The sequence below is a fragment of the Nocardioides sp. Root140 genome (genome assembly GCF_001426745.1).
Lineage (GTDB): Bacteria > Actinomycetota > Actinomycetes > Propionibacteriales > Nocardioidaceae > Nocardioides.
Genome location: NZ_LMFI01000016.1, coordinates 1 through 26884, shown reverse-complemented (window position 1 = coordinate 26884; position 26884 = coordinate 1). Strand labels below are relative to the sequence as shown.

Annotated in this window: 25 protein-coding genes; 14 read left to right on the top strand and 11 right to left on the bottom strand. The window is 69.1% G+C overall.

The genetic code is table 11. The features are described from left to right. The first annotated feature begins 6 nt into the window (after positions 1–6). Positions 7–1071 (top strand): phosphotransferase family protein, encoded by a 1065-nt coding sequence (locus ASD30_RS24115; protein WP_200951242.1) that lies wholly within the window; start codon positions 7–9, stop codon positions 1069–1071. A 3-nt stretch (positions 1072–1074) separates the two neighbouring features. Here ASD30_RS24115 and ASD30_RS24110 read toward each other — a convergent pair whose 3' ends face one another. Then, positions 1075–1785: a FadR/GntR family transcriptional regulator gene (locus ASD30_RS24110; protein WP_056688342.1), complete on the bottom strand. Its 711-nt coding sequence runs from the start codon at positions 1783–1785 to the stop codon at positions 1075–1077. A gap of 252 nt (positions 1786–2037) precedes the next feature. On the opposite strand from ASD30_RS24110, the gene ASD30_RS24105 reads away from it, so the two are divergent. Next, positions 2038–4437 carry a PEP-utilizing enzyme gene (locus tag ASD30_RS24105; protein ID WP_056688339.1) on the top strand — a complete coding sequence of 800 codons (2400 nt, stop codon included), beginning with the start codon at positions 2038–2040 and terminating at the stop codon, positions 4435–4437. 65 nt (positions 4438–4502) lie between these two features. On the opposite strand, the gene ASD30_RS24100 is transcribed toward ASD30_RS24105, so the two are convergent. Beyond that, positions 4503–4697: a ferredoxin gene (locus ASD30_RS24100; protein ID WP_056688336.1), complete on the bottom strand. Its 195-nt coding sequence runs from the start codon at positions 4695–4697 to the stop codon at positions 4503–4505. A 164-nt stretch (positions 4698–4861) separates the two neighbouring features. Here ASD30_RS24100 and ASD30_RS24095 point away from each other — a divergent pair, with 164 nt between their 5' ends. From ASD30_RS24095 to menB, 8 genes are all read left to right on the top strand, one after another. Next, the gene (locus ASD30_RS24095) at positions 4862–6076 is read left to right on the top strand and encodes a cytochrome P450 (protein WP_056688333.1); all 1215 of its coding nucleotides are present in this window, start codon (positions 4862–4864) and stop codon (positions 6074–6076) included. Continuing rightward, the gene (locus tag ASD30_RS24090) at positions 6034–7542 is read left to right on the top strand and encodes an aldehyde dehydrogenase family protein (RefSeq protein ID WP_200951241.1); all 1509 of its coding nucleotides are present in this window, start codon (positions 6034–6036) and stop codon (positions 7540–7542) included. The genes ASD30_RS24095 and ASD30_RS24090 overlap by 43 nt, the downstream gene beginning before the upstream one ends. Positions 7543–7573: 31 nt before the next feature. Beyond that, on the top strand, positions 7574–8650 hold the full coding sequence (locus ASD30_RS24085; RefSeq protein ID WP_056688331.1) for an alcohol dehydrogenase catalytic domain-containing protein: 1077 nt from the start codon (positions 7574–7576) through the stop codon (positions 8648–8650). A gap of 11 nt (positions 8651–8661) precedes the next feature. Further along, complete coding sequence (locus ASD30_RS24080; RefSeq protein WP_162251052.1) at positions 8662–9483, top strand: tyrosine-protein phosphatase; 822 nt, start codon at positions 8662–8664, stop codon at positions 9481–9483. 11 nt (positions 9484–9494) lie between these two features. Then, on the top strand, positions 9495–11216 hold the full coding sequence (locus tag ASD30_RS24075) for a PEP-utilizing enzyme (protein ID WP_056688326.1): 1722 nt from the start codon (positions 9495–9497) through the stop codon (positions 11214–11216). 4 nt (positions 11217–11220) lie between these two features. Continuing rightward, a complete protein-coding gene (locus ASD30_RS24070; protein WP_056688323.1) occupies positions 11221–12276 on the top strand; it encodes a phosphotransferase family protein in 1056 nt (351 codons plus the stop codon). 28 nt (positions 12277–12304) lie between these two features. After that, a complete protein-coding gene (locus tag ASD30_RS24065; protein ID WP_056688320.1) occupies positions 12305–13420 on the top strand; it encodes a hypothetical protein in 1116 nt (371 codons plus the stop codon). A gap of 69 nt (positions 13421–13489) precedes the next feature. Next, positions 13490–14320, top strand: a complete 831-nt coding sequence (gene menB, locus ASD30_RS24060) for a 1,4-dihydroxy-2-naphthoyl-CoA synthase (protein WP_056688318.1) — start codon at positions 13490–13492, stop codon at positions 14318–14320. A 116-nt stretch (positions 14321–14436) separates the two neighbouring features. Here the strand turns inward: menB and ASD30_RS24055 are convergent, their stop codons facing one another. The 3 genes from ASD30_RS24055 to ASD30_RS24045 all read right to left on the bottom strand — a co-directional run bounded on the left by ASD30_RS24055 (position 14437) and on the right by ASD30_RS24045 (position 17585). After that, positions 14437–15279, bottom strand: coding sequence for an alpha/beta fold hydrolase (locus ASD30_RS24055; RefSeq protein WP_056688316.1), 843 nt, complete (start codon positions 15277–15279; stop codon positions 14437–14439). An 87-nt stretch (positions 15280–15366) separates the two neighbouring features. Then, positions 15367–16539 (bottom strand): FAD-dependent oxidoreductase, encoded by a 1173-nt coding sequence (locus tag ASD30_RS24050; protein WP_056688313.1) that lies wholly within the window; start codon positions 16537–16539, stop codon positions 15367–15369. Then, positions 16536–17585, bottom strand: a complete 1050-nt coding sequence (locus ASD30_RS24045; RefSeq protein WP_056688310.1) for an amidohydrolase family protein — start codon at positions 17583–17585, stop codon at positions 16536–16538. The genes ASD30_RS24050 and ASD30_RS24045 overlap by 4 nt, the downstream gene beginning before the upstream one ends. A gap of 136 nt (positions 17586–17721) precedes the next feature. Here ASD30_RS24045 and ASD30_RS24040 point away from each other — a divergent pair, with 136 nt between their 5' ends. Continuing rightward, positions 17722–18531, top strand: a complete 810-nt coding sequence (locus ASD30_RS24040; protein WP_056688307.1) for an IclR family transcriptional regulator — start codon at positions 17722–17724, stop codon at positions 18529–18531. Here ASD30_RS24040 and ASD30_RS24035 read toward each other — a convergent pair. Genes ASD30_RS24035 through ASD30_RS24025 form a run of 3 tightly spaced genes read right to left on the bottom strand, consistent with a single transcriptional unit; the run spans position 18528 to position 21167 of the window. Next, positions 18528–19589, bottom strand: coding sequence for an extradiol ring-cleavage dioxygenase (locus ASD30_RS24035; protein WP_056688305.1), 1062 nt, complete (start codon positions 19587–19589; stop codon positions 18528–18530). The two genes, ASD30_RS24040 and ASD30_RS24035, sit on opposite strands and share 4 nt — an antisense overlap. Before the next feature lie 26 nt (positions 19590–19615). Continuing rightward, entirely contained in the window at positions 19616–20854 is a 1239-nt protein-coding gene (locus tag ASD30_RS24030; protein WP_056688302.1) for an NAD(P)/FAD-dependent oxidoreductase, read from the bottom strand. Further along, entirely contained in the window at positions 20841–21167 is a 327-nt protein-coding gene (locus ASD30_RS24025; protein WP_056688299.1) for a non-heme iron oxygenase ferredoxin subunit, read from the bottom strand. Before ASD30_RS24025 ends, ASD30_RS24030 begins: the two co-directional genes overlap by 14 nt. Before the next feature lie 197 nt (positions 21168–21364). Between ASD30_RS24025 and ASD30_RS24020 the strand changes: the two genes are divergently transcribed. After that, positions 21365–22684, top strand: coding sequence for an aromatic ring-hydroxylating oxygenase subunit alpha (locus ASD30_RS24020; protein WP_056688296.1), 1320 nt, complete (start codon positions 21365–21367; stop codon positions 22682–22684). A gap of 73 nt (positions 22685–22757) precedes the next feature. On the opposite strand, the gene ASD30_RS24015 is transcribed toward ASD30_RS24020, so the two are convergent. The 3 genes from ASD30_RS24015 to ASD30_RS24005 are packed head-to-tail and all read right to left on the bottom strand — an operon-like array spanning position 22758 to position 24825. Next, on the bottom strand, positions 22758–23477 hold the full coding sequence (locus ASD30_RS24015) for a dienelactone hydrolase family protein (protein ID WP_056688293.1): 720 nt from the start codon (positions 23475–23477) through the stop codon (positions 22758–22760). 26 nt (positions 23478–23503) lie between these two features. Beyond that, a complete protein-coding gene (locus ASD30_RS24010; protein ID WP_056688290.1) occupies positions 23504–24307 on the bottom strand; it encodes an SDR family NAD(P)-dependent oxidoreductase in 804 nt (267 codons plus the stop codon). Next, positions 24304–24825 carry an aromatic-ring-hydroxylating dioxygenase subunit beta gene (locus ASD30_RS24005; RefSeq protein ID WP_235532668.1) on the bottom strand — a complete coding sequence of 174 codons (522 nt, stop codon included), beginning with the start codon at positions 24823–24825 and terminating at the stop codon, positions 24304–24306. Before ASD30_RS24005 ends, ASD30_RS24010 begins: the two co-directional genes overlap by 4 nt. Before the next feature lie 195 nt (positions 24826–25020). Here ASD30_RS24005 and ASD30_RS24000 point away from each other — a divergent pair, with 195 nt between their 5' ends. Both ASD30_RS24000 and ASD30_RS23995 read left to right on the top strand, forming a co-directional pair. Beyond that, on the top strand, positions 25021–25797 hold the full coding sequence (locus ASD30_RS24000) for an enoyl-CoA hydratase/isomerase family protein (protein ID WP_056688287.1): 777 nt from the start codon (positions 25021–25023) through the stop codon (positions 25795–25797). Positions 25798–25821: 24 nt separating this feature from the next. Next, entirely contained in the window at positions 25822–26769 is a 948-nt protein-coding gene (locus tag ASD30_RS23995) for an EamA family transporter (protein ID WP_056688283.1), read from the top strand. The last annotated feature ends 115 nt before the right edge of the window (positions 26770–26884 follow it).

The following is a 26884-nucleotide window of genomic DNA, read 5'->3' as shown; positions in this document are numbered from 1 at the left end:
GACGTCGTGACGACGGGAACCGCCCTGACGGAATCCGCCGGGATCGCCCCGGACCAGCTCGCAGAGGCGATGCGCGCCTCCGGAGCGGCCGCGCCGCAGGCGGTCCTTCGGCGGGTCGAGGCGCGCCCCATCGGCAATGGCCTGATGGCCGATACCCTCCTTCTCGCCCTCGAGTGGCGGGAGGGTGCCGGCCCTGCCTCTGCGGTGGCCAAGGTGCCGTCGACCGACGAGGCGGCGGCTCGCACCGCTGCCTCCCTCGGTGCCTATGAGCGGGAGGCAAGCTTCTATCTCGAGTTCGTCGGCGAGAGCGACATCGACGTCCCGGCGCTACTGGGCGTGATCGAGTCCTCCACGGGCGCGCCCACCCTGCTCCTCGAGGACCTCTCCGCCCTGTCGGCGCGCGACCAGCTCGAGCCGGTCGGACTCGACGTCCTCGAGCAGATGCGTGCCCAGCTGGCCGCACTCCAGGCGCCGTTCTGGGGGAGTGCCCGGCTGGCCGAGACGCCGTGGCTGCACCGACGCCTCGGTGTTCCCATCCCGGGGATCGTGGAGCGGATGCAGGGCTCCTGGGCGAAGACGAGGGACTACCTCGCCGACGGGTACGACGACGAGGAGCGGGCGCAGATCGACCGCTTCGTCGCCGGCGCCGGTGGTTGGGCCGAACGGGTCGGCGGCCCGGTCAGCCTGGTGCACCACGACTACCGCATCGACAACATGCTGTTCGGTCCGGACCGCGTGGTGGTGCTCGACTGGCAGACGGTCGGTTGGGGAGCTCCGATGTTCGACCTGGCCTATGCCATGGCCACCTCGCTCGCACCGGACACCCGGGCGCAGGTCGAGCGGGACGTCGTACGCACCCATGTCGCCGACCTGTTCGCGCGTGGTGTGGAGTTCGATGAGGACGAGGCGTGGCGGGCCTATCGCGAGGCGTCGTTCGCGACGCTGTTGATGCTCGTGCCCCCCACCGGCAGCGTCAAGCGGACCGAACGCGGTGACCAGGTCTTCCGCGACCTGCTGCGGCGCGGCGCGCGGATCGCGCTCGACCTCGGTGCCGACGAGTTCCTCGGCTGAGGTTCACCCGCCGAGAAGGTCCGTCACGGACCCGTCGCCGGGCCTGACGTGCCCGCCCATGAGCTCGTGGGCGCGGGCCGCGTCCTGCGCCGCAATCGCCTCCGTGATGGCCAGGTGGGCCTGCCACGACTGCTCGCGGGCCTCGTGCCGGTGGAAGCGGCTGGCCTGTGTTCCGGTGATCATGGCCTGTCGGCTGGCGTGCATGAGGGCCGACAGCAAGGGGTTGTGGCTCGCGGTCGCCACCGCCACGTGCCAGGCGCTGCTGGCCTCCAGGTAGCGCTCGACATGGTCGAGGTCAGCCTCCATTGCGCTGTTGTGGTGTCGCATCTCGTCGAGCTCGGAATCGGAGCGCCGCTCTGCGGCCATGGCGGCGCACCAGGGCTCGACGACCTCCCGGGTCTCGACCAGGGTCCGGGTGTCGGAATCCCAGCCCTGTGCCTGGACGTAGAGGTCGATGGAACCGACCAGGTCCTTGGTTGTCGGCCTCGAGACGATGGAGCCGCCGGTGCGACCGGGCCGGGTGATCAGCAGGCCCTGCTGCTTGAGCACGCCGAGTGCCTCGCGCACGGTGGCGCGGCTCAGCTGGCTCTGCTCGACCAGCGTCCGCTCCGGAGGCAGCGCCTCGCCGGTCGGGAACTCGCCGCTGAAGATCTTCTCCCGCAGCATGTCCGCGAACAGCTCGGCCGGCTTCGGCACCTTGACTGGGGTGATCAAAGGCGCACCCGTACGGCGGGGTCCGGGCGTCGTGAGGCCGGGGTCGTTGGTCAAGGGAGTCCACTTCTCGAGCGCTGTTTGTAAGAGGATGCTCGGGGACGATACCGCGCCGACGGAACCGATCCACTGGAGGTTGCTCCAGAACCATCCTTCGGTCGCCCATTGCCGAATTGGCGAACAAGTCCTATGGTCGGACCAAAGTGACGCGTGTCACAGCACGCACCACCAGTCAGGCAATCCACCGGAGGTCAGATGTCCCAGGTCACCGAACCCACGCCGGCCCGTTCCGTCGCGGGGAGTGAAGGATTCGAGCAGGTCGGCCAAGGCCTCAACGTCTATGAGTCGCCCGATGCGGTCGAAGGCGTCGTCAAGTGGCTCGAGACGCCGGAGGACGTCATCGCCTTCGCGAGCAGCGGTGACGTCAGCGATGTCGTCGTGGTGGCCCGTGGTGGCACCACGACGTTCCTGACCATGGCGCTCAACGCCGGGGTCAAGGGGGTCGTCACGCTCCAGGGTGCTCCGGAGAGCCACCTCGGCATCCTCTGTCGTGAGTACGGCATCCCCTGCATCATGTCGGTCGCCTTCGACAAGGGCGTCCGCACCGGCCGCGGCGAGACCATCCCCGCCGACGGCGTCCGGATCCGGCTCGACGTGTCGAACCGTCCGGCTGGCCTGGTCAGCGTGGAGGTGGGCTCGCCGGTCGACGACTCGCCGCCGAGCGAGGACGCCTCGCCGGCCATGTCCCCCGAGCAGATGGCGCAGATCCAGTTGCTGCTGGAGAAGTTCACCGGTGTCGTGCCCCACGGTGTCGAGGGCGACAAGGTCATGCAAGCCGAGATGAAGACCCGAGTCCTCTACGCCGATGACGACACCATGCACCGCGACCTCACGGTCGAGGAGGTCAACGAAGCGATCCGCTACTACACCTGGAACGAGTGGGACGCGCTCGCGTCGCGCGCCACCGAGGGTGAGTCCGGACTGATCCCGCGCCAGGAGTACGAGGCGATGGGCATCATGCAGTGCTGGTTCCGGCACCCCGACTGGCTGCGTGTGATCGAGGACAAGATCGGCATCGACAAGGTGATCGAGATCGGTGCCCTAGGGCGCAACGAGATCGGCACCAAGGTCAACATGCTCCACTTGTGGGCCCTGGCCACCGCGCCCAGCTTCGGTCGGGGAATCGCGCTCGAGCTGAACCTCCACGACCTCGACTACAAGGCCGACCGCATCCGGGACTGCCTCGGCGTCGTTCGCCGCCTCTACAAGGGAATGTGGGGCGACGGCCCGATCCTCGCCTCCATGCAGGACTACCGTGCTGAGCTCCTCGAGCGCTCCTGGATCGACAGGTTCGCCGAGAACCGCATCTCGCTGGAGGATCCGGAGGCGCGCAACACCTTCCAGCGCTTCAACGGATCTGCCGAGCTGATGGGCTTCCTGCTGTCCTTCGACAACCGACTGGGCGTCGGCGACCACGGTCCCTATCCGCTCGAGGACGGCGGGTTCGTCCTGGTGCGCGACGTGTTCCTCAACGAGCCGGCGTACTCCTGGTGCGACACCCAGTCGGGCCTGCCCTGGTCCGTCACGATCGCGATGTTCTTCCCGCCGGACTCGGGTGTCGACGTGCAGATGATGGACCTGTCCACCGTCTTCACCACGCCGGCCAACTACCTGCCCCACGTCGAGTCCGTCGCGGTCTACGAGCGATCGACCTGGGACACCCCGATGGAGTCGGTGCGCCCGCTCGGCCTCGACGACATGGTCGCCCTGCGCACCACGTGCGAGGGCGCCTCGGCTGCGCTCTACGGCCGCATCGCCGCGATGACCCAGCGCGAGAAGATCGAGGCCGGGGCGCTGACCTACACAGCCGGGTTCGCGCTGCCGATCGTCCGAGCCGCCGGCATGTACGACGAACTCGTCGCCGACCACGGACTGCTCGAGATCCACCCCGCGGTCTCGGCCTGCTACGACACCATTGTGAGCGGTGTGGCGACCGAGATGATCCCCCGGCTGTTCCTCACCGGCTCCTGGGGCAACCCGGTGCCCGAGGACGTCGCCGACTCCATGGGCGACACCCGCGACGAGTTCGCAGTCCTGCACGCGTTGAAGGTCTGTGGTTTCGCCGACGCCGACCGGGTGGCGGACCGGACGGAACTCGATGCCGAGCGCATCGCCACGGTGCTCGCCGGCACCGACGAGGCCGGCCACACCAAGAGCCGCTCTGGCCGCATCTCCGGCCACATGCTCACGCCGGCCGGCAAGTCCCGCCACGTGCTCCTGCGAGGCGACAGCGTCGAGGCCGACGCGCTGGCCGACGTGTCAGCGGCCTATGAGGACTTCCTGGCGCCGAACCGGGTCTTCAAGCAGTTCACCACCGACGTGCAGTTGAACGGCCTCGGCGGTGATGCGCTGACTGGGCGCCTCGACGCGATCCATGAGGACGTGGTTCGGGTGCTGGCGCGGGCCTCGGGGTCCGGTCTGTCCTGGTTCGCCACCTACGAGCGCCGCTTCTCCGAGGCGCTCGAACGGCTCCGCGGCGGAGACAGCAGTGCCCTCGCCCGTCCGATGAGCAACAGCTATCACGACGTGTGGATGGAACTGCACGAAGACCTGCTCGCCACGCTCGGTCGTGAGCGCGCGGACGAGGACGAGTAGCTGTCGCCGCGGCCCTCGGCGAGGGTCGGCACCGGGTCGCCGGTGCCGACCCTGTCTGGTCGCGTTCAGTCCTCCACGAGGCTGAGTGCGCCGGACGGGCAGCTGGTCACCGCGCGCTGGATCAGCGCGGCCTCGTCTCCCGCGACGTCTGCGCGCAGTACGTCGAGGTCGCCGTCGTCATTGATCTCGAAGTGGTCGGGGGAGATGGACTCGCACACGCCGAGTGAGGCGCACTTCTCGCGGTCGATGCTGATCTTCATGGTGCTCCTCCTGGCGGGGCCGAGGGGTTCGGGAGGTGTCTCCACGAACCATGGTGGTCTGACCGTATCAATGGTTGACATTTAATGACAGAGGCCCCAATCTTGCTTGTGAAGGCGCCGGAGTGATGGGCGCCGTACCCCTCAGCGGAGCCCGGAGGCCCGAAATGACCATCTCCGAAGCACGTCCCAAGGTCGACCTGATGGACCTCGACCTGTTCGTCTCCAACCAGGAGGACGCCGCCTTTGACCATCTCCGGTCCGAGGACCCGGTGCACTGGAACGAACCGTCGGAGAACGGCCCCGGCTTCTGGGCCCTGACCCGCTATGCCGACGTACGCGCGGGTGCCACCAATGCCGCCCAGCTGTCGTCGGCGGACGGCACCCAGATCGTCGACCGCAAGGTGGAGGGCAAGGGGGCCTCCAGCCTGCACAACATGGACGACCCCGAGCACGCCAAGCTGCGCAAGATCTCCATCTCGCACCTGCGTGCCACCAAGATCCGCGAGTGGCAGGACGTGATCGACCGCTCCTGCGCGCTGCTGCTCGACGAGGCGGAGGAGCATGGCAGCTTCGACCTGGTCGATCTGGTCTCCGCGCGTCTGCCGATGCTGGTGCTCTCGCAGGTCATGGGCGTGCCCGAGCGGGATGCGCCCAAGATGGTCGACTGGACCAACAGGCTGACCAGCTCGGATCCCGACCACGCGGTTGCCGAGGGAGCCCTCGCCGAAGCCCGCGAGGAGGTGATGTCCTACTTCGACGGGCTCACCGAGCAGCGTCGGGCCGAGCCGAAGAACGACCTGATCAGCATCCTGGCCAACGGCAAGAAGGACGGACTGCTGCTCACCCGTGAGGAGCTCGCCGCCTACTACATCGTGCTCGTGGCGGCCGGCAACGAGACCACCCGGCACACCCTGTCCGGCGGAGTCCTGGCCCTGCACGAGCACCCCGGCACCTGGGAGCGGGTGCTGGCGGACGAGTCACTCCTCAACCCGATGGTCGAGGAGACGCTGCGCCACGTCACTGCGGTGGCCGCGATGCGCCGTACGGCCCTCGAGGACCTGACCATCGGTGACAAGCAGATTGCCAGGGGCGACAAGGTCGTGCTCTGGTTCAACTCGGCGAACCGGGACCCCGAGGTGTTCGAGGATCCGCACACGTTCCGCCTCGACCGCGAGTCCAACGACCACCTGACCTTCGGGTGGGGCATCCACTTCTGTCTCGGAGCGCACCTCGCGCGGGCCGAGATCCGTGACTTCTTCAAGCAGGCCCGCGACCGGAGGCTCACCTTCGAGGTGACCGGCGAGGCGGAGCGCCTGAGGCACAACATCTTCCGGGGATGGAACTCCATGCCCGTCACCGTCACGCGCGCGAGCCGGTGACGCTGATGACCGCCACGCAGGCAGGTGTCGTAGCGTTGACGATCCCGCAGGACGCCGTGTTCATCGGCGGACAGTGGGAGAAGGTGCCCGGCGAGTCGATCGCCGTGGTCAACCCGGCGAACGGGGCGGTCATGGGCCGGGTGCCGAACGCGGACGCAGAGACCGGGGCCCGGGCCATGGCCGCCGCCAGGACGGCACTCGATGACTGGTCGGCACGGCCGCCGGCCGAGCGTGCAGACTTCCTGGACGCGCTGGCAGATGCCCTCGAGGCGCACGGAGAGCAGCTCGCGCGGTTGGCCTCGTCCGAGATCGGGATGCCCTTGGCCGAGTCGCGAGCCGTGCAGGCCTCCCTGCCCGCCAAGGTGCTGCGCAGCACGGCGGAGATCGCGCGCACCTTCGCCTTCGAGTCCCGCGACGCCTCCGGCAGCACGATCACCCGTGAGGCTGTCGGCGTCGTCCTCGGCATCACGCCCTGGAACTTCCCGGTCCACCAGATCATCGCCAAGCTGGCCCCGGCCTTGGCCGCCGGCTGCACCTTGGTGCTCAAGCCCGCGGAGCTGACCCCGCTGAACGCGGTGTTCATCGCCCGCCTCTGCGAAGAGGTGAGCCTGCCACCGGGAGTGGTCAACCTGGTCACCGGCACCGGTGCCGAGACCGGAGAGGCGCTGGTGCGCGGCGGCGGTTACGACCTGGTCTCCTTCACCGGCTCGCTGAAGATCGGTCGTCACATCGGGGCCGTTGCCGGCGAACAGGTGGTGCGGGCCACCCTCGAGCTCGGCGGCAAGTCGCCGGCCGTGGTGCTCGACGACGCTGACCTCGAGGCCGCAGTACGGACCACCGTGAAGAACTGCTTCACCAATGCCGGCCAGAAGTGCAACGCGCCCACCCGGCTGCTGGTGCCCGAAGCCCGGCGCGCCGAGGCAGTGGCCATCGCCACCGAGGCCGCCAACGCCTACGTCCTGGGCGACCCACTCGAGGACGGTACGACGATGGGGCCCCTGGCCTCGCCGGTCCAGCGGGACAAGGTGCTCGGATTCCTCGAGGCGGCCCGTGCCGAGGGCGCCACCGTGAATGGCGGCGACCTCGTCGACCCGAACGGTCTCTTCGTGCGCCCGGCGATCGTCACCGACGTCGCGGAGGACGCGACCGTGGTCCGCGAGGAGGTCTTCGGGCCTGTGCTCGTGGTGCTCGGTCACAGCGGCGAGGACGACGCCGTCCGGCTGGCCAACGACAGCGAGTACGGACTCTCCGCGGAGGTCTGGTCCGGTGACGAGGCGCGTGCCGCCCGCCTGGCCCGACGCATCAAGGCCGGCCAGGTGCGCGTCAACGGCGTCCGCACGCCGCCGCTGCCGATCTCGCCGTTCGGTGGCTACAAGCGATCCGGCCTGGGCCGGGAGATGGGGCCCTTCGCGCTCGAAGAGTTCCTCGAGGTCAAGGCGATCCTCGGCGACCCGGTGCCGTCCTGACACCCCGCTCGTCCTGAAGAGAGGAAGCACGATGCATGCAGCAGTGAGCTGGGAGGCCGGTGGCCCGTTCCAGGTGCAGGACGACGTCGTCCGTCGGGACCCCGGGCCGGGCGAGGTCGTGGTGCGGATCCGTGCCGCCGGCGTCTGCCAGACCGATCTCTCGTTGTCGAGGGGGAAGTTCGGTCAGACGATGCCGGTCATCCTCGGCCACGAGGGCGCCGGTGAGGTGGTGGAGGTCGGCCCCGGCGTGACCTCCACCGTGGTGGGGGAGCGGGTGTTGCTCACCTGGGTGCCCGCCTGCGGCCGGTGCTACTTCTGTGTCCGCGGCGAGACCTACATCTGTGCGACCCGCAAGCGCTCCAGCGAGCTCGACCAGTCGGATGCGCCGTTGAGCGCCCAGGGGCGCCCGATCATGCAGGGGCTCGGCACGGCGACCTTCGCCGAGGAGTCGGTGGTCCCGGCGCATGCGGTCATCCCGATCCCCGACGACCTCCCGTTCGAGTACGCCGCCCTCCTGGGCTGCGCGGTGCCCACTGGCCTCGGTGCGGCGATCAACACCGGCCGGGTCCGGCCCGGCGAGACGGTCCTGGTCATCGGTTGTGGTGCGGTCGGCATGAGCGCCGTACAAGGTGCCCGTGCTGCCGGCGGGACCGTGGTGGCGGTCGATCCACAGGAGTCCCGCCGCAAGCTCGCGCTCGAACTCGGTGCCACGCGCGCCTTCGCTCCCGACGATCCCCAGCTCGCAGAGAGTCCGTCCGGGGTCGGCCACGACGTCGCGATCGATGCCGTCGCCCACTCCACGACGATCCGCCAGGCCTGGGACGCCGTACGCCGTGGCGGCCGCGTGGTGGTCGTCGGTGCCGGTGGTGCGGACGACATGCTGGAGTTCAGTGCTGCCGAGCTGTTCCACGACCAGAAGTCGCTGCTCGGCTCCTACTACGGCTCCTCCGACATGCGCTTCGAGCTGCCGCGCATGGTGGAGCTGTGGCGCTCCGGACAGTTGCAGCTCGACCGGATGGTCGACGGCGTCGTGCCGCTGGCCGAGATCAACGAGGTGGCCCGACGACAGGCGGCCGGCGAGGCACTGAGGGTGATGGTGGCTCCGTGAGGTCGTCCGGCGTGACTGCCTTCGACCCCGCGTCGACCAGGCTCGTGATCCCGGGTACGGCGAACCTGCGGGACCTCGGCGGCTACCCGACGACGGACGGACGGATGATCCTGCCGGGCCGGGTCTTCCGCTCCGAGGCACTCTCCCGGCCCGGCGCGCAGGAGGCGCTCGGTGTCTTCGAGAAGGTGCACGCCGAGCATTTCGTCGGGCTCGGGCTGCGCACCGTGATCGACCTGCGTTCCGTCGAGGAGAACGAGCAGGACCCGTCTGCCTGGCATGAGGCCACGGGAGCCGAGGTCCTCTCACTGCCCATCCTCGAGGGCGGGGAGGGCACCGACAACTACTTCTTCGGCGACCTGCTGTCGGGGACGAGCACATCGTTCCTGGTCCCGGACATGGTTTCGTTCTACAAGGACATCCTGCGTCGCCAGGGCACGGTGCTCGGCGAAGTGGTCCGGGTCCTGGCCGACCCCGCGAAGGGGCCCATTCTGGTGCACTGCTCGGCGGGCAAGGACCGGACCGGGGTCACCATCGCCCTGGTCCTCGACGCGCTGGGCGTGCCACGTGAGCTGGTGGTCCAGGACTATGCGTTGACCCAGCAGTTCCGGCCGAACCGCGTCGAACTCCATGCCGAGGTCTTCGACGGGCTCGGCGTCGCACTCGACGACGTGCGGGTCCTCTTCGAGTCACCGCCCGAGGCGATGGAGGCAACCCTGGCCCATGCCGACGAGGAGTACGGCGGGTCCCGCAGCTATCTCCTGGAGGCGGGCGGGCTGGACCCGGCCGACCTCGAAGCACTCGAACGCAACCTTCTCGGGACCGTCACCCACTGAAAGAGGACACCATGGACTGGATCCTGGACTTCGATCCGTCGCCACGCTTTCCTGTGCACACCAGGGGCAACGTCAGTGAGGTCTTCCCTGACCCGATCACCCCGCTGAACGCCACCACCGGCTTCCTGCAGAACTTCGAGGACGGCTACCGCGATGCCTTCGTGGCCTCGAAGGTGTGGGGCCCCGACATCTACGACGGCGAGGTGCGCTTCGCGCTCCTGGGTCTCCTGGGCGGCTACGTCTACATCAACATGTCCTACCTGCGGGTCTTCGCCGTCCGGGTCCCCGGCTACACGCCCGAGCTGCTCGACCTGTCCTACGGCGTCGACTCGAAGGCGTTCCCGTACGTCGAGGAGGACTGGCACGTTGATCCGGAACGCACTGCCGAGGTCCAGCAGTGGCTGGACAAGGAGGTCCTCGGCGACGTCGGCCTGGGCGACCTCGACGCCGATCGCCAGAAGGTCCTCGAGACACGCGCGGCCCGACCGGACCTGACCGCGCTCACCGACACCGAACTGGTGGACCGGATCCGCTCCTTCAACCCCGAGCTCCGCCACCTGTTCCGCCAGCATGCCCTGGTCACCTCCAAGACCGGCTTCACGCTGGGTGCCGTGATGGCACTGGCTGCGCAGGCCGGACACAGTGACATCGCGTTCGAGGTGGTCGGTGGTGTGGGCGAGGTCGACTCGACCGGTCCGACCGTCGCGCTGGCCGACGTGGCTGCCGCCGTACGCCGCTCGCCGGCCGTGGTTGCCGCCTTCGACGAGGGCCTCGACGGACTCCACGAACGCCTTCAGCAATTGGGCTCCGAGGCCGCCGAGGTCCTGGCCGCGCTGGATGCGGTGCGCGCCGACTGGGGCTTCCGCGGCCAGGGGGAGTGGGAGCTGCGCTGCGAGACCTGGGAGACCGACGTACGCCTGCCCCTTGCCCTGGTCGACCGGCTGCGGCGCGGCGCAGTGCAGGCCGACGCGCGCGGCCGGATGGCCGCATCCGGTGAGACCCGTGACGCAGCGGCGAGCAAGGTCCGCGACTCGCTTGCCGAAGCCGACGTGGCCGGCTGGGACGCGACCGTGGCCGCAGCACGCACCTGGGTGCGTGGCCGGGAGCGCACGCGCACCACCGCGGCCATGCTGCTGCACGAGCAGCGGATGACCGCCCGGGAGCTGGGCCGTCGTGCCCACGAGGCCGGTCACCTCGAGGCGCCCCTCCAGGTCTTCCAGCTGCTCGAGTCCGAGCTCGACGAATTCGTCGCGGACCCGTCCGCCTGGACCTCCCTCATCGCCCAACGGGAGAAGATCTACCTCTCCCTCTACGACTACATCCCACCGTTCATGGTCACCGGCGACGTGCCCGACCGGGAGACCTGGCAGCGGGTCTCGGACCGGGCGCAGGTCGCGACGCGCGACGACGCCGTCCTGCGGGGAGCGGCCGGCAGCCCGGGCGTCGTCCGCGGGCGGGCACGCATCATCAGCAGTCCCACCGAGGTCGACGAGCTCGACGCCGAGGACATCCTCGTCGCGGCCACGACGGACCCGGCGTGGACGCCGTTGTTCCTGACCTCGGCGGGTGTGGTCACCGAGGTCGGCGGCATCTTCTCGCACGGCCCGATCGTCTGCCGCGAACTCGGCACGCCCTGCGTGGTCGCACTGGAGGACGCCACCCGCAAGATCCCCGACGGCGCGCTGATCGAGGTCGACGGCACCGCCGGCACCGTGACCGTCCTGGAGGGATGACCCGTTGACCGCGCTCATCACCGCGCCGACGGCGCGCGACCTGGATGCCGCCCTCCGTGCGGGAGGCATCCTCGGCGAGGCGTCACGGATCCGGCAGGTCGCGGCCGTCCCGCTGGGCGCGGGCCAGCTCGCCGACAGCTTCCGCGTCGAACTGCGGTACGACGGGCAACCGGGCCCGGGGTCGGTCTTCGTCAAGATGCCGTCCTCGGACGCCGACTCGGCCGCGACCGCTGCTCGCATCGGTGCCTACGAACGGGAATCGCGCTTCTATCGCGACCTGTTGCCGCACCTCGACGTCCGCACACCGCGCCTGCTCGGCCTGGTCCAGGACGGAGCCGGCGACCCCGGGCTCGTGCTCGAGGACCTCAGCGGTCGCACCAGACCCCTCGACCAGATGCGCGACGGCAGCGTCGAGCAGGCCCGTTCGGTGGCCTCGCAACTCGCCGGGCTGCAGGCACCGTTCTGGGACGACGCCGACTCGGTGGGTGGAGCGCACCTGTTCTACAACCGGCTCGACGACCACATTGAGGGACTGTCCGAGCGTTATGCGATCTCGTGGCAGCGCCACGGGGACGTGGTCGGAGCCGGCCTGGATCCCGCGCAGCGGGAGATGGTGCAGCGCTTCGGCGCGCAGGTCCTCGACTGGGCTGCCACAGTCGGCGGACCCCGCACGCTCGTGCACCAGGATCTCCGTCTGGACAACCTGTTGTGGGGCGACGACGGCGCCTGGCTCGTCGACTGGCAGACACTGGCCTGGACCACGCCCGCCTGGGACTTGGCCTTCTATCTCGGCTCGGCGCTCGAACCGGAGCCGCGGCGCGCGGTGGAGCGCGAACTCGTCGGCCGACACGTCGACGCGCTGCACGAGCGCGGCGTCACCGGCTGGGACCACGACACGGCCTGGCAGGAGCACCGCCGGCTCAGCGGCTCCGTCTTGCTCGCCATGGTCGCCGCCCTCGGCTTCGTGCAACCCACAGAGCGCGGCTTCGAGATGTTCGCCTCGCTGGTGCAGCGCGGCGCCCAACACGCCATCGACCACGACGTCCTGGCATTCACCTGACCCGTCCGTCCAACAGAAGGAACTGACCGTGCTGTCTCCCTGGGATGACTTCCCGATCCACCAGACCTCCTATCCGATTGCCTATCCCATCGGTGCGGATGCCGGGCGCTATGACCGCCACTGGCTGGCCATGCACGACACCGACCTCACCACGCAGTTGGGTGTCGGTCTCTGTGTCTATCCGAACCGCGGCATCATCGACGGTGCACTCAGCGTCTCCCGGGGCGGCCAGCAGCATTCGGTCTATGCCTCGGCGCCGATGCCGCGCGACCGCACCACCCAGGTCGGTCCGCTGCGCATTGAGGTGATCGAGCCGATGCGCACACTCCGTGTGGTCCTCGAGGAACACGACGGGGTCGCCGCCGACCTCACCTGGCACGGCGTCACCCAGACGATCGAGGACGGCCGGATGGAGCGCTACTCCCAAGGCACCCTCATCTCAGAACGCACCCGCACGGTGCAGTTCAACGACTGCGAAGGCCAGTTCACTGTCAACGGGGAGACCATCGACGTCACCCGCGACCAGTGGTGGGGCTTCCGCGACCGTTCGTGGGGTAGTCGCACGACCGGCACCAAGAGGGAGCACACCATGGCCGCCTCCAAGTCCAACATCTACTTCGCGTGGACCCTGCTCCGCTTCGAGGACGAGTGCCTGCTGGTGGCCGTGAACGAGATGCCGGACGGTCGCAGCGAGGCCCGCACGGTCGCCGTACTCCCGTTCATCGGGCCCGACGACCCTGCGTACGGCGTCGAGGAGGCCATCGCGCGCAGCGACGTGTTCAACTTCGAGATCGACTACGTGGCCGGCACCCGCCGACCCCACCTCGTCGACCTCACCGTGGGGCCGCGTGGCGCTGTCGACCGGAGGATCCGGATCGAGCCCACGCTGACGTTCCTGATGCAGGGGCTCGGCTACTCGCACCCGACCTGGACGCACGGTGCCGACCACGGTGGCCCGGCCGTCGGGTCAGACCACTGGAACCTCGCCGACCTCCATCCCACCGCCCGGGAGAACGTGCACGTGCACCAGATCTGCCGTGGTGTGCGTTCCGACGGCGCGGTCGGGCTCGGACTCTTCGAGCACATCGCGATCGGGCCGCACCTGCCCTCCGGACTCGGCGAGGGGCTCGAGCCGCGGGGGTGATGTGGACTTCTCCTGTGACGGCCTCGATCGGAGGCGGTCCTGTGCCCCGGGCTCAGGGATGATGACGCCATGAGTGAAACCACCGTGTGGCGGGCCCAGGGCACCTGGGAGGACATCCGCTACGAGACCACCGACGACGGGATCGCCAAGATCACGATCGACCGGCCTGAGGTCCACAACGCCTTCCGGCCCCAGACGCTGGTCGAGGTCGACCGCGCGCTGATGCGGGCCCGGGAGGACGAGTCGGTCGGGGTGATCATCCTGACCGGCGCGGGGGAGAAGGCCTTCTGCTCGGGCGGGGACCAGCGGGTCCGCGGCGACAGCGGCTACCAACTGGATCCCGGCGCCACCGGCCGCTTCCACGTCACCGACCTGCACGTCGCCATGCGGCGTTGCCCCAAGCCGATCGTGGCGATGGTGGCCGGCTGGGCGATCGGTGGCGGCCACGTGCTGCATCTCGTGTGTGATCTCACGATCGCGGCCGACAATGCCCGCTTCGGGCAGGTCGGTCCGAAGGTGGGCTCCTTCGACGGCGGCTTCGGGTCGAGCATCCTCTCCGACCTGGTCGGGCCCAAGAAGGCCAAGGAGATCTGGTTCCTCTGCCGGCAGTACGACGCACGGACCGCGCTCGACATGGGCTTGGTCAACACCGTCGTACCGCTCGAGGAGCTGGAGGCCGAGACCCTGAAGTGGTGTCGCGAGATGCTCGCCCTCTCGCCGTACGCCCTGCGGTTGTCGAAGGCCAGCTTCCATGCGCACGAGGACGGCTACGCCGGCATCCAGCAGCTCGCCCACGACACGAACCTGCTGTTCTACGGCAACGCGGAGGCCAAGGAGGGGCGGGAGGCGTTCAAGGAGGGGCGCACCCCTGACTTCACGCAGTTCCCGCGTCGTCCCTGAGACGGTCCGTCGTCGGGGTCGCGTTCAGCTGCGCTGAGGTCGGGGAACACGTCGTCGCGCCACTCGGGGGAATCTGCTCCGCGACGTCGTTCTCCCGCCGGGCGGTGGCCGGGCTCTCAGCCCACGAAACCGGCCACGAGCTCGTTGAACTCCGCTGAGCGCTCGATCTGGGTCCAGTGCCCGCAGCGCGCGAAGACGTGCAGGTCCGCGTCGGGGAGCAGGCGCAGCATCGTCCAGGCCACGTCGACGGGGACGACGGCGTCCTCGAGGCCGTGCACGAGCAGGGTCGGCATGGTCACCTTCGCCACCTGCTCCTCGGTGATGCCGAGCTCGCCGCCGGCGTGCTCGGGGTCGAAGAACATCTTTCGATAGGCCTCGTGCGCGCCGGGCGCGGCGCTCGCCTCGTACCTGATCTGCACGAGGTCGTCGGTGATGATCGACTTGTCCACCGCGAAGTGGTTCTTGAGCAGGGACTCCATCGCCTCCGGCGAGGGCTCGTAGGCACGCAGCGCCTTGAGGCCCTCGGTCATGGTCATGCCGACCCCGGGCGCACCCATCAGCACGATGCGGTCGAGGCGCTCGGGGTGGTCCTCGGCCATCTGCAGTGCGAGCCGTCCGCCGAGTGAGTTGCCGACCACCGACACCTGGTCGATGCCGAGGGCGTCGAGCAGGTCCCACACGTGGTCGGTCCACGTGCGCAGCGAGTAGCGCACTGAGTCGGGACGCTCGGTCAGCCCGAAACCGACGCTGTCCATGGCGATGACGCGGTGGCTCTCGGCCAGGGCGGGGATGGCGTGCCGCCAGTTGGCCCAGGCCGAGACGCCGGGACCGGAACCGTGCAGGAGCAGCAGCGGCTTGCCCTCTCCCACGTCGTGGTAGTGGGTCGAGGTGCCCTTCGCGTCGATGAACTGACCCGCCTCCAGGGCGGCAAGGTCGAGCGGGGCGGTGGCGGTGCTCACGGCGATTCTCCTGACGTCGGGACGACTTGGCGTGCTCTTGCGAGCGTAGGAAGGCGGGGAGGGACCGACAACGGAGAGTTCCAACGGCTAGAAAGAGTGGCCGGATTCCGGGTCGTCCACACCGAACATCACCAGCTCCTCGTGCGAATCGGCGTCAGTCCTGGCCATTCGGAACGCGTCCAGCTCGTCGGCGTACGACGTTCCTTCGGCGAGGTCGGTGACCAGGTGCATGCGCCTCTTGCTCGCCGGTGAGGCGTGGTCGAGGAACAGTCGCCGCCGGTTCTCCGCGTAGCCGTCGAGGATGCTCTCGTCGGCATCGCCGCGCAGCACCGCGGCCAGGGCCACCACCACGTCGCGGGAGTCGAGGAACCCGCTGACGGACCGGTGGCCGGTCAACCGGTTGGCGACATGGGCGGACTCTCCCGCCAGCAGCACGTGGCCGGCGCGGAACCGCGATGCGGTGCGTTGGTGCATTCGGGCCCAGGTCCAGTCGACGACCATGGCTCGAGAGCCGGGGATGACGACACCGAGTGTCCTCTCCATGCGTTCCCGGATGCCCGCCTCGGGAAGCAACAGTGCCTCGGCGTAGGTGTAGCGCCACAAGCCGTCGCGGACGCGCTGGACCACGGCCCCGTTGACCTCGTCGACCTGGAAGGTCGAGGCGGTGTAGCCGAGTTCGGCGAAGTCGTACTCGACCAGCGCGGCCACGGAGCGCTCCGGCCACGTGCTGCCGGGGAAGCCGAGGCCCACCGCACGGCGTACGGCGCTGTTGGCCCCGTCCGCGCCTACCATCCACGCAGCGCGCACCCGGGCCTCGTCCGCTCCGAGGACCACCTCCACACCCGAGGCGTCCTGCCGTACGTCGAGCACCTGCTCTCCACGTCGCCAGGTGACCCCGGGCTGTACGGCGAGATGCGACTCGAGCACCCCGATCAGCGGCGCCGACTCGACGTACACGTTGAACGGGTGGGCCAGGCGGTCTGCGAGATCGCCGAGGTCGAAGACGATCTGCTCGCCGGTGCGCAGGACAGACAGGGACCAGAGCGGGTCGGCGAAGCCCGCAACGATGACGTCCGGGAGGACGCCCAGAGAGTCCAGGTGGGGGAGCACTGCGTTGTGCAGCACGCCGCTCCAGCCGAATCCCTCGGGCTCGGTGGCGGGGTCGACCACCATCACCTCGACCCCCGCGCGAGCGAGGCCGAGAGCCGTCATCAGTCCGATCGGACCCCCGCCGACCACCACCACGTCGGTCTCGTTCATCGGCAGGCTCCTTGTCTGGTGCGGGTCCTGAGGAGCTCGCGCCCGTTCCCGCCCAGCACGCCGGCGGCCTGTGTGCCGGTCAGCGCTCCCCGGGCGACGGCGGAGGCGAGGAAGCGTCGGGCGCCGTCGAGCTGGCCGGCGACAAAGGGGTAGTCGGTGCCGAGCACCACGTGACCGGCACCGAAGCGTTCGGTCAGCAGGCGCAGGTGCTCCGGGTCGAAGACCAGCGAGTCGACCCACAGCCGGCCGACGAGGTCGTCGTGCTCGCCGGGTGCGGCGTCGGTGAAGATGCCGGCGCCCAGGCGCAGGCGGGGCCAGGCCCAGGCGAACGTGCCACATCCGTGGGCCAGGACCACGCGCAGGTCGACACACTCACGCAGCACCCCGCCGAAGACCAGGGCGGAGGCTGCGATCGCCGTGTCCGTGGTCATTCCGAGGCCGAAGTCGTAGGGCTGGCCCCCGCGCCGGATCACACCACCGCCACCGTCGGTCGGGTGGACGAACACCACGGCGTCCAGCTCGTCCGCGGCCCGGAAGAACGGCCGGAGCACCGGGTCGTCGAGCTCCATCCCCGCGATCCGGGAACCGATCTGGACGCCGACCAGCCCGAGGTCGGCGACACAGCGTCGCAGCTCGGCGACGGCGCGGTCGACGTACGGGAGCGGGACGGTGCCGAGGCCGGCAAGTCGCCCGCCGGACTCGCCCAGGGCTGAGGCGACGGAGTCGTTGGTGGCCCGCGCGTAGGCGTCGGCCGGCTCCGCGTCGGCCCAGTAGGCGAGCATCACCGGAGTCGGCGAGATGAGCTGTACGCCGATCCCGGCCGCGTCGAGCTCGGCGATCCGCTGGGCCGTGTCCCACAACGGGGCGTGCACCTGGCGGAAGACGCGGTCACCCAGCATGATCTGACCTGCGCCGTCGCCGTGCGTGACGAGGCGTGGCCAGCGGGGGTCGTCGGGAAGCCCGGCAGCAGCGACGTCCGCACCAAAGTGGTGGGCGTGGATGTCGACCCCGGCCGGGGCGGCACCGTTCTCGTGAACAGGATGCACGTGGAGACGCTAGGCACTGGCCAGCCCACGTGACAGTGGAGGTTCCGACAGTCGGAACTTCGCATGGGGTGGTGGCAGGGGACGCGGCAGGCTTACCTTCTGACAATCCCGTCTGTGTCCCGTCCGAGGTGGCTCCATGACCCGCTCCAGCGCTGACGGATCGGGACCCCAGGGCGCCGAGACACCTTCGATCCTGACCAAGGCGTTCGACCTGCTGCACGCCTTCAACCCGCACGAGCGGGTGATGACGCTCAGCGAGCTCTCCCGCGCCTCCGGCCTGCCCAAGTCGACGGTTCACCGACTGCTGGCCCGGCTGGTCGACCTCGGTGCGGTGGAGCACCATCGTTCCGGCTACAAGATCGGCGTCGGCCTGCTCCAGCTCGGAGCGTCGACCCCGGCGGGATACATGCGCGACCTCGCGATGCCCTACCTGGCCAACCTGCACCGCTGGACCGGGCAGACGGTCGCGTTCGCCGTGCTGCGCGAGTTCGACGTGGTCTACCTGGAAAAGCTGGCGCCCACGGACTCGCCGTCCTCCATCGCCCAGGTGGGGTCACGGTTGCCGGCCAACTGCACGGCCATCGGCAAGATCCTGTTGGCCCACGAGAACCTGGACGACCTGGCGGACTTCCTGCCTTCCCCGATGCCGGGCATGACACCGCAGTCGGTCACCGACGTGGCGACCCTCGTCGACCAGCTGCGCACCGCTCGTGGCGAGGGCGTCGCCCGCGAGACCGACGAGGCCCAGCTCGGCCTCTCCTGTGTCGCCACGGGGCTCGTCATGAACGGGTTCGCGATCGGTGCGGTGTCGGTGGGCTTCCCTACCGGCACCGCGATGCCGGCCCAGCTGGAGTCGGCGTTGAGGGACACCGCGTCCAAGGTGGTCAAGGACGTGGAGGCCGGGTTGGCCAAGGGCCGCGGGCACTGGTTCCCCAAGGAGATCTAACGGAACAGGGCGAAGGCCTTGTTGGAGTTGAAGATCTCGGTGGGCACGAAGTCCGACCAGTCCAGCTCCATCCCGAGCTCGGAGACCGCACCGAGCAGGCAGAACCAGTTGAGCATCTCGTGCTGCCCGGCGTCGATGATCTGCCGGCTGGTGTGGGAGACCCAGTAGTCGTAGTCACCGGCGAGCATCGCGTCGTAGAACTTCTGGTCCGACTCTGTGTCAGGGCGCAGGTGCCAGCCCTTGTCGTGCAGGAACGCGTGCGACCAGCTCGAGGAGGCGACCAGGGCGACCCTCAGGTCGCTGTCCATGACCGAGCGTCCCACGGCCTTGCCGAACTCGAAGCAGCGCTTCGGCGTCGGGCCGGGCGGGTCGAGGACCTCGTCGACGATGTCGGCAAAGCGGGCGATCCCGCCGCGGCGGGCGATCACGTGCTCGCCGTAGCAGTTCACCGCCATCGGCACGATCGGGTAGGGGAACTCCCTGCCGATGTTGTCGAAGTCGAGGAACACCTGGGTGTTGGCGAAGGCATGCGGGAAATGGATGCCCTTGCGCTGCTCGTAGCTGTAGGCGACGTCGACGCCTGAGTTGAGAACGTCGCTGGTCAGCTTCTTCGCGTAGTCCTGGTTGCCGCGCATGGTGAAGCTTGTGTCGTCCGGCAGGCCCCAGTAGTTGGGCACCATGATCTTGCCCAGCACGCCGAACGGCTCGACCTCGGTGTCGGGGTAGGCGAGCACGCAGAACGACGGGATCACCTCCTCGCGGAAGTTCTCGTACTGGTCGTCGCCCCACACCAGGAGCAGGTCGGGCTGGAACTCGTCGATCGCCTCGCGGCAGACCTTGAGGTCCTCCATCAGCGCGGCCCGGTGGCCGGCAGCTGCGGTGACACCGCCGTCGTCGCCCCACTCCCGACGGGCGAGGTCGTTCCAGTTCGCCGGGTCCTTCCTCTCGGCGGGAATGTCGGGGTCCTTCAGTGCCGTCTTGAGCAGGCTCGCCATGTGCGTGTCCGCGCCGGCCAGCAGCGGGTAGTGGGTGATGCCCACTCCGAGTACCTCTGCCATCTCACTTCTCCTCGTGTCTGGGTCTGTCAGGAAGCCGCGGGAAGGTCGCGCTCGAAGTCGGCGTGGTGCACCGACTTCATGACGGCCTTGCGGCACTTCATCAACATCCGTGGGTTCCCGAGCACCAGTGCGCCCACCAGGACGCCGTCCGGACCGGCGTACGCCGCCACGAGGTTGCCGGTCGCGGCGCTTCCCCGGGTGAGCACGAGCTCGCCCCGGGAGGGCAGGCCGATGATCTGGATGCGGTGCCCGTACTGGTCGGACCACACGTAGGGGAGTGCGGGGCGCGGCACGGGGGTGCCGAGGATGCTCGAGGCCACGAGGGCGGCGTGGTCGTTGGCGTTGGTCCAGTGCTCGATGCGCACAGGCTCGCCGTAGAGGAAGTGCAGCGGCCGTGCCACGTCCCCGGCGGCGTACACGTCCGGGAAGCCGGTCACCTCGAGGGACGCCTCGCAGTCGATGCCGTTGCTGACGGGGAGCCCGGATCCCTTGAGCCAGGCGGTGGCCGGCTCGGCACCGATACCGACGACCACGATGTCCGCGGGCAGGGTGCGGCCGTCCGAGAGCTCGACCGCCTCCACCCTGGTCTCACCGACGAGGCGCTTGGTGGTCACACCGGTCATCAGGGTTGCGCCGTGGAGCTCGTGCAGGCCCCCGAGCTCGGCGCCGATGCGGTCGCCGAGGATGTGGGCCAGGGGGATCGGCTGGGCCTCCACGACCGTGACGTCGACGTCCCAGGCGCGTGCCGCCGCGGCGAACTCGGCACCGATGAAGCCGGCTCCGACGACCACGGCCTTCCGTCCGGGGGCGAGCTCGCTCCTCAGTTGTACGGCGTCCTCGGCGTTGCGCAGGGTGTGCACGCCGGCCAGGCCCTCGCCACTGGGCAGGTTCCGGGCACTCGCCCCGGTGGCGATCACCAGAACGTCGTACGCGTGCGCCTCGCCGTCCTCGGTGGTGACGACCTTCGCCGCGGGGTCGAGCCGTACGGCGGCCGCGCCCAGTCGCAGCTCGACGTCGAGCTTCGCCACGTCGTCCTCGGTGAGCAGCGGGACAGGTTCGCCGGTGCTCTCGGACGACAGCATCTCCTTGGAGATGGGCGGCTTGTCGTAGGGGAAGTGCCGCTCCGCCCCGAGCACCGTGATCACTCCGGTGAAGCCGGCGCTGCGCAGTGCCTGGACGGTACGTACGCCGGCGACGGAAGCGCCGACGACGAGCACCTTCCGGGTGTCGTTCGCCGTGTCGAGTGTCGGGTCAGGCGACGACATAGACGTCGTCCCCCTCGACCTCGACGGCGTACGTCTTCAAGGCGATCGTGGCCGGGAAGCACGTGGGCTCCCCGGTGCGCAGGTTGAAGCGCGCCATGTGCAGCGGGCAGATCAGCTCGTCGTCCTCCAGGTCGCTGTCCTCGCCGAGCGACCACTCCTCGTGGCTGCAGGTGTCCGCGGTGGCGAAGAACTCGCCGTCCTCGGTGCGATGGAGAGCGATCTTGACCTCGCCCGGGACAGTCATGGACTCACCCGGGTCGAGGTCTCCGGTGGTGCAGGCGAAGCGCCGGTTCATCGTCGTGGTGCCTTCCATGTCCGTCCTCTCCAGGTGTTCGGGGGACCCTCAGTCTCAGCGGCGCATCGACTGCGACACAGGCCTGGTTTCAGCCATTGGAACCTCGAGACCGGCAGTTCCGGGGATCGGAACGTGGCGATGCCACCAACTGCGACTTCGGGCACCTTCAAGGAACCAGCCAAAGAGTCTGTGCAAGAGATTGAGAGGGTCGCGCGGTGTCCGAATACGTGATTGACGACCGGGAGATGCCGCGGTTCCGAGTGAACCGCAACGTCATGGTGGATCCGGAGGTCTTCGCCCAGGAACGGGACAAGATCTTCAACCACACCTGGCTCTACCTCGGCCACGAGACCGAGTTGAAGAAGAAGAACGACTTCAAGACCCGCAACGTCGCCGGCCGTCCGCTGATCTTCGCCCGCGACAAGTCGGGGGCGATCAAGGTGTGGATCAACTCGTGTCCGCACCGTGGCGCGATGCTCTGCCGCGAGCCCTCCGGCAACGCCAGGTTCCTGACCTGCTTCTACCACGGCTGGACGTTCAGCACGGCCGGCGAGATGGTCTCGATGCCCAGCGATGCGTCGTACGGCGAGGACTTCGAGCGGCCCGGCCTCGCCTCGCCACCCAAGGTCGACTCCTACCGCGGTTTCGTCTTCATCAGCTTCGATCCCGACATCGTGGACCTGAAGACCCACCTGGCCGGAGCGACGGACTACATCGACCTCGTCTGCGATCAGTCCGAACAGGGCATGGAGATCCTCGAGGGCACCCATGAGTACTCGGTGAAGGCGAACTGGAAGCTGCTCGTCGAGAACAGCTACGACGGCTACCACGCGGTCTCCACGCACCAGCGCTACTTCGAGATGGTCCTCGCCGCCCGTGGCAGCCTGGACCCGTCAGCCCTGGGCGACTCGCGCGGCATCGACCTCGGCAACGGCCACGCCGTGGTCGCCGGGGCACCGGCCACCGAGGGCCTGTTCGGACGGCCCCTGTCGGAGGCCGGCGCCGTCGAGCGGGACGCCAGGTTCGAGCGGTTCCGCGAGCTGTACGGCGAAGGCTGGGTCGACCGGATGAAGGGCAACCGCAACCTGGTGATCTTCCCGAACCTGGTCATCATCGACCTGGTGATGGGTGTCGTGGTCCGCAAGATCGACCCGATCTCCCCGGACTACATGGAGGTCACCGCCTGGGAGCTGGCACCGCCCGAGGAGGGCGACGAGCTCCGCAAGCAGCGCCTCGACAACTTCCTCACCTTCTGGGGGCCGGGCGGTCTCGCCTCCCCGGACGACGTGGAGGCCCTCGAGACCTGCCAGATCGGGTACGGCGGGCGCCAGGAGCTGCCCTGGTCGGACATCTCCCGTGGCATGAACAAGCCCGTCAACAACACCACCGACGAGCTGCAGATGCGCACCTGGTGGCGGCGTTGGAACGAGATCATCACCGGCGAGAAGCTGCCGCCCGAGGACAAGGAACCCCTCGGAGAGCTGTTCCAGGCACCGCGCAAGGCGCCCGAGGCAGCAACTGCCTCACCGGCCTGACCGACCGGATTCCCCACATGGCGGAACATCGCAGTCACCTGATGACTGCGATGTTCCGCCTTGTCGTTGGCGTTCAGCTCGTGCGACTGCGCCACGCCATTGCCAGCGGCGAGAGGCGAGGCGCCACGCGGGCATTGAGCCATTCGACGGTGCGCTGCCACCCGTCGTACGACGCTGCGTAGTTCAGCCCGTCGTCCAGCCTGGCGTGGAAGTCCGGGCCGACCCCGGGATAGCGGACGACCTTGGTGAAGACGTCGGAAGAGCTCATCGTGGCGGCAAGGGTGCGCACGCGGTCTGCCGGCGCTGCGGTGTCCTCGGCGCCGAAGAGGCCCAACCACGGCGTCCGCGCCGGCCGGTCAGGCAGGGGTGATGAGTGCGGTGGTGATCCGTGCGGTGTTGATTTGTGCGGTGTTGATCCGTGCAGGGGCGCAGAGAAGCTGATCGCCGCGGCGAGCTCGGCGTGCGCGGCGACCGTGAGGGCGGCTCGTCCACCGGTGCCGATGCCGACCACGGCCACCTGCTCGGCCGACCAACCGCGCTCGGCTGCGCGCCGCAGCAGCACGGGCAGGACCTCGAGGACACCGTCGCCCACCTCCACCGCGAGGGTGTCGTAGCCGTCCTCGGCCAGATGGTTCATCCGGGTCGCGGCATCGCGATCCAGGGTTCCCATGTCGCAGAACAGCAGGACGACGCCGTGCGGGGTGCCCGGGAGGGAGATCTCGAGGACCGGGAGCGGACTCGTCGCGGTGTCGAGTGCCGACCGCGTCGGGTCGATCATGATGACGTCGTTCATCTCGTCCTCATTCAGTGTTGAAGCGGTCAGGAGTCGTGGGGGCGCCAGGGCCAGTACTTCGCCGTGGCCCCGCCGTCCACCGTGATGTTCGTGCCGGTCACCATCGAAGCCTCGTCGGAGGCGAGATAGACGACGGCTCCCACGTAGTCCTCGGGGGTGGGCAGCCGGTTGAGCGGCAACTGTGCCTTGAAGTCCATCGACCGCGTGCCCGGGCGGCTCAGAAGCTCCTCCAGCTGGGCCCGCGCCTCGGGGTCGGTGGGCATCGTGGCGGTCGGGGTGAAGCTGTTCACGCGGACGCCGTACCGGGCCAGGTCCATCGCGGTCGAGCGGGTGAAGTTGATCAGCCCGCTCTTGCCGGTGGTGTAGCCGATGTTGCCGGGCTGGCCCTGCCAGGCCGCTGTGGAGAGCACGTTGATGATGCTTCCCGCCGTGCCGGCCTCGATCATGACTGCGGCCGCCGCCCTGGAGAACAGGAACGAGCCACCCAGGATCACGTCGAGCTGGCGCCGGTAGTCGTCGTACGGCATGTCCATCAGGCCCTGTTGCTGGAAGAACACCGCATTGTTGACGAGGATGTCGACGCGACCCCAGGTCTCGACGGCGCGGGCCACCACTTCCTCGGCATGGGCCGGGTCGGTGACGTCTCCCGACATCGCCACGGCCTCGCCGCCGGCTTCCTCGATGCGGGCTGCACTGGCCTTGGCGACGTCGGGGTCGAGGTCGGCGCACAGCACCCGGGCCCCTTCCGCGGCCAGGCCAGCGGCGAGGGTCCCGCCGATGTTGGGGCTGGCTCCCGTGACGATCGCCACCTTCCCTGCGAGCCGGTTCACAGGATGATGCTGACCTTGCCGTGGGGACGGAGGGCGTCGAGATCGAGCACGCACCGTCGGGTGCGGAACAGGAATCCCTTGTCGTCATCGCGCACCACGACGTGCTCGTAGTGGCCGACGTAGGTGTCGAGCACTCCGTTGCGGATCCGCTGCACGGTGAAGTTGGCGCGGATGTCGAGAGTGCCGTCCCCGAGGTCGGTGGCGCGCACGTTGGTGACCATGCGTCGCGTGCGGGAGTGCGGGTACTCCGCGTGCGCCGACCGCTTCATCAAGGAGTTGAGCCGCTGCTCGAGCAGGAACCTGTCGTCCTGGACCATGAAGAGGTCACGCCCCGGGTCGCCGTCCGGCTTGTCGGTGGCGGGCACGAGGTAGACGCCCTCGGGCAGGAAGAGCTCGAGCCACTCGGGCAGGCGCCAGGTGTCGAGCAGGTCCGCCTCCCGGTAGAGGAACTGCTCCACCTCATGATGCAACGCGAGCGAATCCGCAGAGGTCGGCCTCTGCACGGTCTGTGTCTCCACCACGGTCTCCTCAGGCTGGACTGACGTGGTCCCACTGTCGGAGGCCGGAAGCGTCGGGAGAACAGGCTGTTCCGGGCTCCGGAACCGGTGGGAGTCTCCACAGTGGGCTCTTGTCGACCCGTGACACAGGTGAGCGTCCTCGGTTAAGGTCAGACCAAATTCATCACACTGCATCCGAAGGCGAAGTGAGGGCCCATGTCCGACGCACCTGTTGTCACCTGGCGAACCGAGGCACCCGGCATCACTGTCGTGACGCTGGCCAGGCCTCCGGCCAATGCGCTGGGGCTGCCGATCCTCGAGGGCCTGGACGCGGCGATCGATGCCGCGCAGGCGGCCGGAGACGTCAAGGCCATGGTGATCACCTCTGCGCTCGACGGGTTCTTCGCTGCCGGCGCGGACATCAAGCACATGTCGACCATCACCGCCGAGTCGTTCATGGCGTACGGCGACACGATGCGTGCGGTCAACGACCGGCTGGCGGCTTCTCCCTGGATCTCCATCGCCGCGGTCGACGGACTGGCCCTCGGTGGCGGACTCGAGCTCGCGATGGCCTGCACGCTGCGGGTGGCCGGCCCCAAGGCAAAGCTGGGACTTCCCGAGGTGAAGCTCGGGCTGATCCCCGGAGCCGGTGGGACGCAACGCCTGCCGCAACTGGTCGGGCGCGGCCGTGCGCTCGACATCATGCTCACCGCCCGCCAGGTGCGCGCCGACGAGGCGCTCGCCATCGGCCTGGTCGACCGCCTCGCTGACGGCGACGTCGAGAAGGCTGCTCTCGAGCTGGCCGCCGAGCTGGTGACCGCCTCGCTGCCGGCCCAGCTGGCCGTCGTACGCACCGTCGACGCCGCGTTCGAGATGCCCCTGGAGCAGGGCTTCGCCTATGAGGCGAAGCAGGAGCAGGGACTCTTCGAGGACGGAGAGGCGGCGGAAGGCATCGCGGCGTTCATCGCGAAGCGTCCACCGAACTTCGCGTGAGCTCCCCGGCCCGGCAGCGCCGCCGTGCCTGAGCTGGCGCCCGGGACCAACCGGACCACCCTCGCCCTCTGCCTTGCGGCGGTGTGGATCCTGTGGGGATCGGTCTACCTGGCGATCCGCCTCGTGGTCAACGAGGTGGACCCGTTCCAGGCCATGGCGCAGCGGTTCCTCCTCGCGGGCACGATCCTGGTTGCCATCGTCGCCGTACGCCGCGGCTGGTCCGGGCTGCGCGTCACCAAGGCGCAGCTCGGTGCGCTCGTTGTCACCGGCGTTCTGCTGCTCGGACTCGGCAACGGGTTCCAGGCGCTGGCCCAGGTCAAGGGCCTGCCTTCCGGAGTGGCTGCCCTGATCGTCGCCGCCGTACCCGCGTGGGCGGTGCTGCTCCGCCTGGTGACGGGTGACCGTCCCGCACGCCTGACACTGGTCGGGGTCGGCATCGGCTTCGCCGGGCTCGTGCTGATGGTGGCGCTCGGCCGGGGCGTCACGGGCGAGATGCCGCTGATCGGCGTCGTGCTCTGCCTGGGCTCGAGCGTTGCGTGGGCGGTCGGCTCATACCTGCAGGGGGTGCTCAAGGTGCCACGGGATGTCTTCACCATCGCCGCCTACCAGCAGCTCGTCGCCGCTGCCTGCTCGTGTGCGCTGGCGATCGGCACGGGGGAGCGGTTCAGCATCGACTACTCGCCCCGGGCCTGGTTCGCGCTCGGCTATCTCGTCGTGGCGGTCTCGATCGTCGGCTTCCTCGCCTTCACCTGGCTGCTGACCCACGTGCCGCTCTCCCTCACCGCGACGCACGCGTACGTCAATCCGGTCGTGGCGGTGGGCCTCGGCTGGCTGGTGCTCGCCGAACCGATCGGACCGCCGGTGCTCGTCGGCGGCGGCATCGTGGTCGCCTCCGTGGTTCTGATCGTCAGCGCCGAACGCCGCCCGGTGGCGAAGTCCCGGGAGTCGGTCGAGGCGCTGCCGCCGGCCTGAGTGGGTCTCTCTATCACCTGATATGTAGCTGCTTCCTGTCAAGAGGCAGGGTGAGGCGCCCGTCCCGGTGGTCCCGGGGCGGGCGCCTCTGGTTTCGTCGAGGTGTTGGTGGTGA

Bases quoted from the DNA above. Each gene is read 5' to 3' on its own strand.
- ASD30_RS24090 (WP_200951241.1), top strand. From the start codon at position 6,034: ATGGAACTCCATGCCCGTCACCGTCACGCGCGCGAGCCGGTGACGCTG.
- ASD30_RS24030 (WP_056688302.1), bottom strand. From the start codon at position 20,854: ATGTCGTCGCCTGACCCGACACTCGACACGGCGAACGACACCCGGAAG.
- ASD30_RS24100 (WP_056688336.1), bottom strand. From the start codon at position 4,697: ATGAAGATCAGCATCGACCGCGAGAAGTGCGCCTCACTCGGCGTGTGC.
- ASD30_RS24105 (WP_056688339.1), top strand. From the start codon at position 2,038: ATGTCCCAGGTCACCGAACCCACGCCGGCCCGTTCCGTCGCGGGGAGT.
- menB (WP_056688318.1), top strand. From the start codon at position 13,490: ATGAGTGAAACCACCGTGTGGCGGGCCCAGGGCACCTGGGAGGACATC.
- ASD30_RS24095 (WP_056688333.1), top strand. From the start codon at position 4,862: ATGACCATCTCCGAAGCACGTCCCAAGGTCGACCTGATGGACCTCGAC.
- ASD30_RS24085 (WP_056688331.1), top strand. From the start codon at position 7,574: ATGCATGCAGCAGTGAGCTGGGAGGCCGGTGGCCCGTTCCAGGTGCAG.
- ASD30_RS24015 (WP_056688293.1), bottom strand. From the start codon at position 23,477: ATGAACGACGTCATCATGATCGACCCGACGCGGTCGGCACTCGACACC.
- ASD30_RS24000 (WP_056688287.1), top strand. From the start codon at position 25,021: ATGTCCGACGCACCTGTTGTCACCTGGCGAACCGAGGCACCCGGCATC.
- ASD30_RS24035 (WP_056688305.1), bottom strand. From the start codon at position 19,589: ATGGCAGAGGTACTCGGAGTGGGCATCACCCACTACCCGCTGCTGGCC.
- ASD30_RS24075 (WP_056688326.1), top strand. From the start codon at position 9,495: ATGGACTGGATCCTGGACTTCGATCCGTCGCCACGCTTTCCTGTGCAC.
- ASD30_RS24040 (WP_056688307.1), top strand. From the start codon at position 17,722: ATGACCCGCTCCAGCGCTGACGGATCGGGACCCCAGGGCGCCGAGACA.
- ASD30_RS24050 (WP_056688313.1), bottom strand. From the start codon at position 16,539: ATGAACGAGACCGACGTGGTGGTGGTCGGCGGGGGTCCGATCGGACTG.
- ASD30_RS24025 (WP_056688299.1), bottom strand. From the start codon at position 21,167: ATGGAAGGCACCACGACGATGAACCGGCGCTTCGCCTGCACCACCGGA.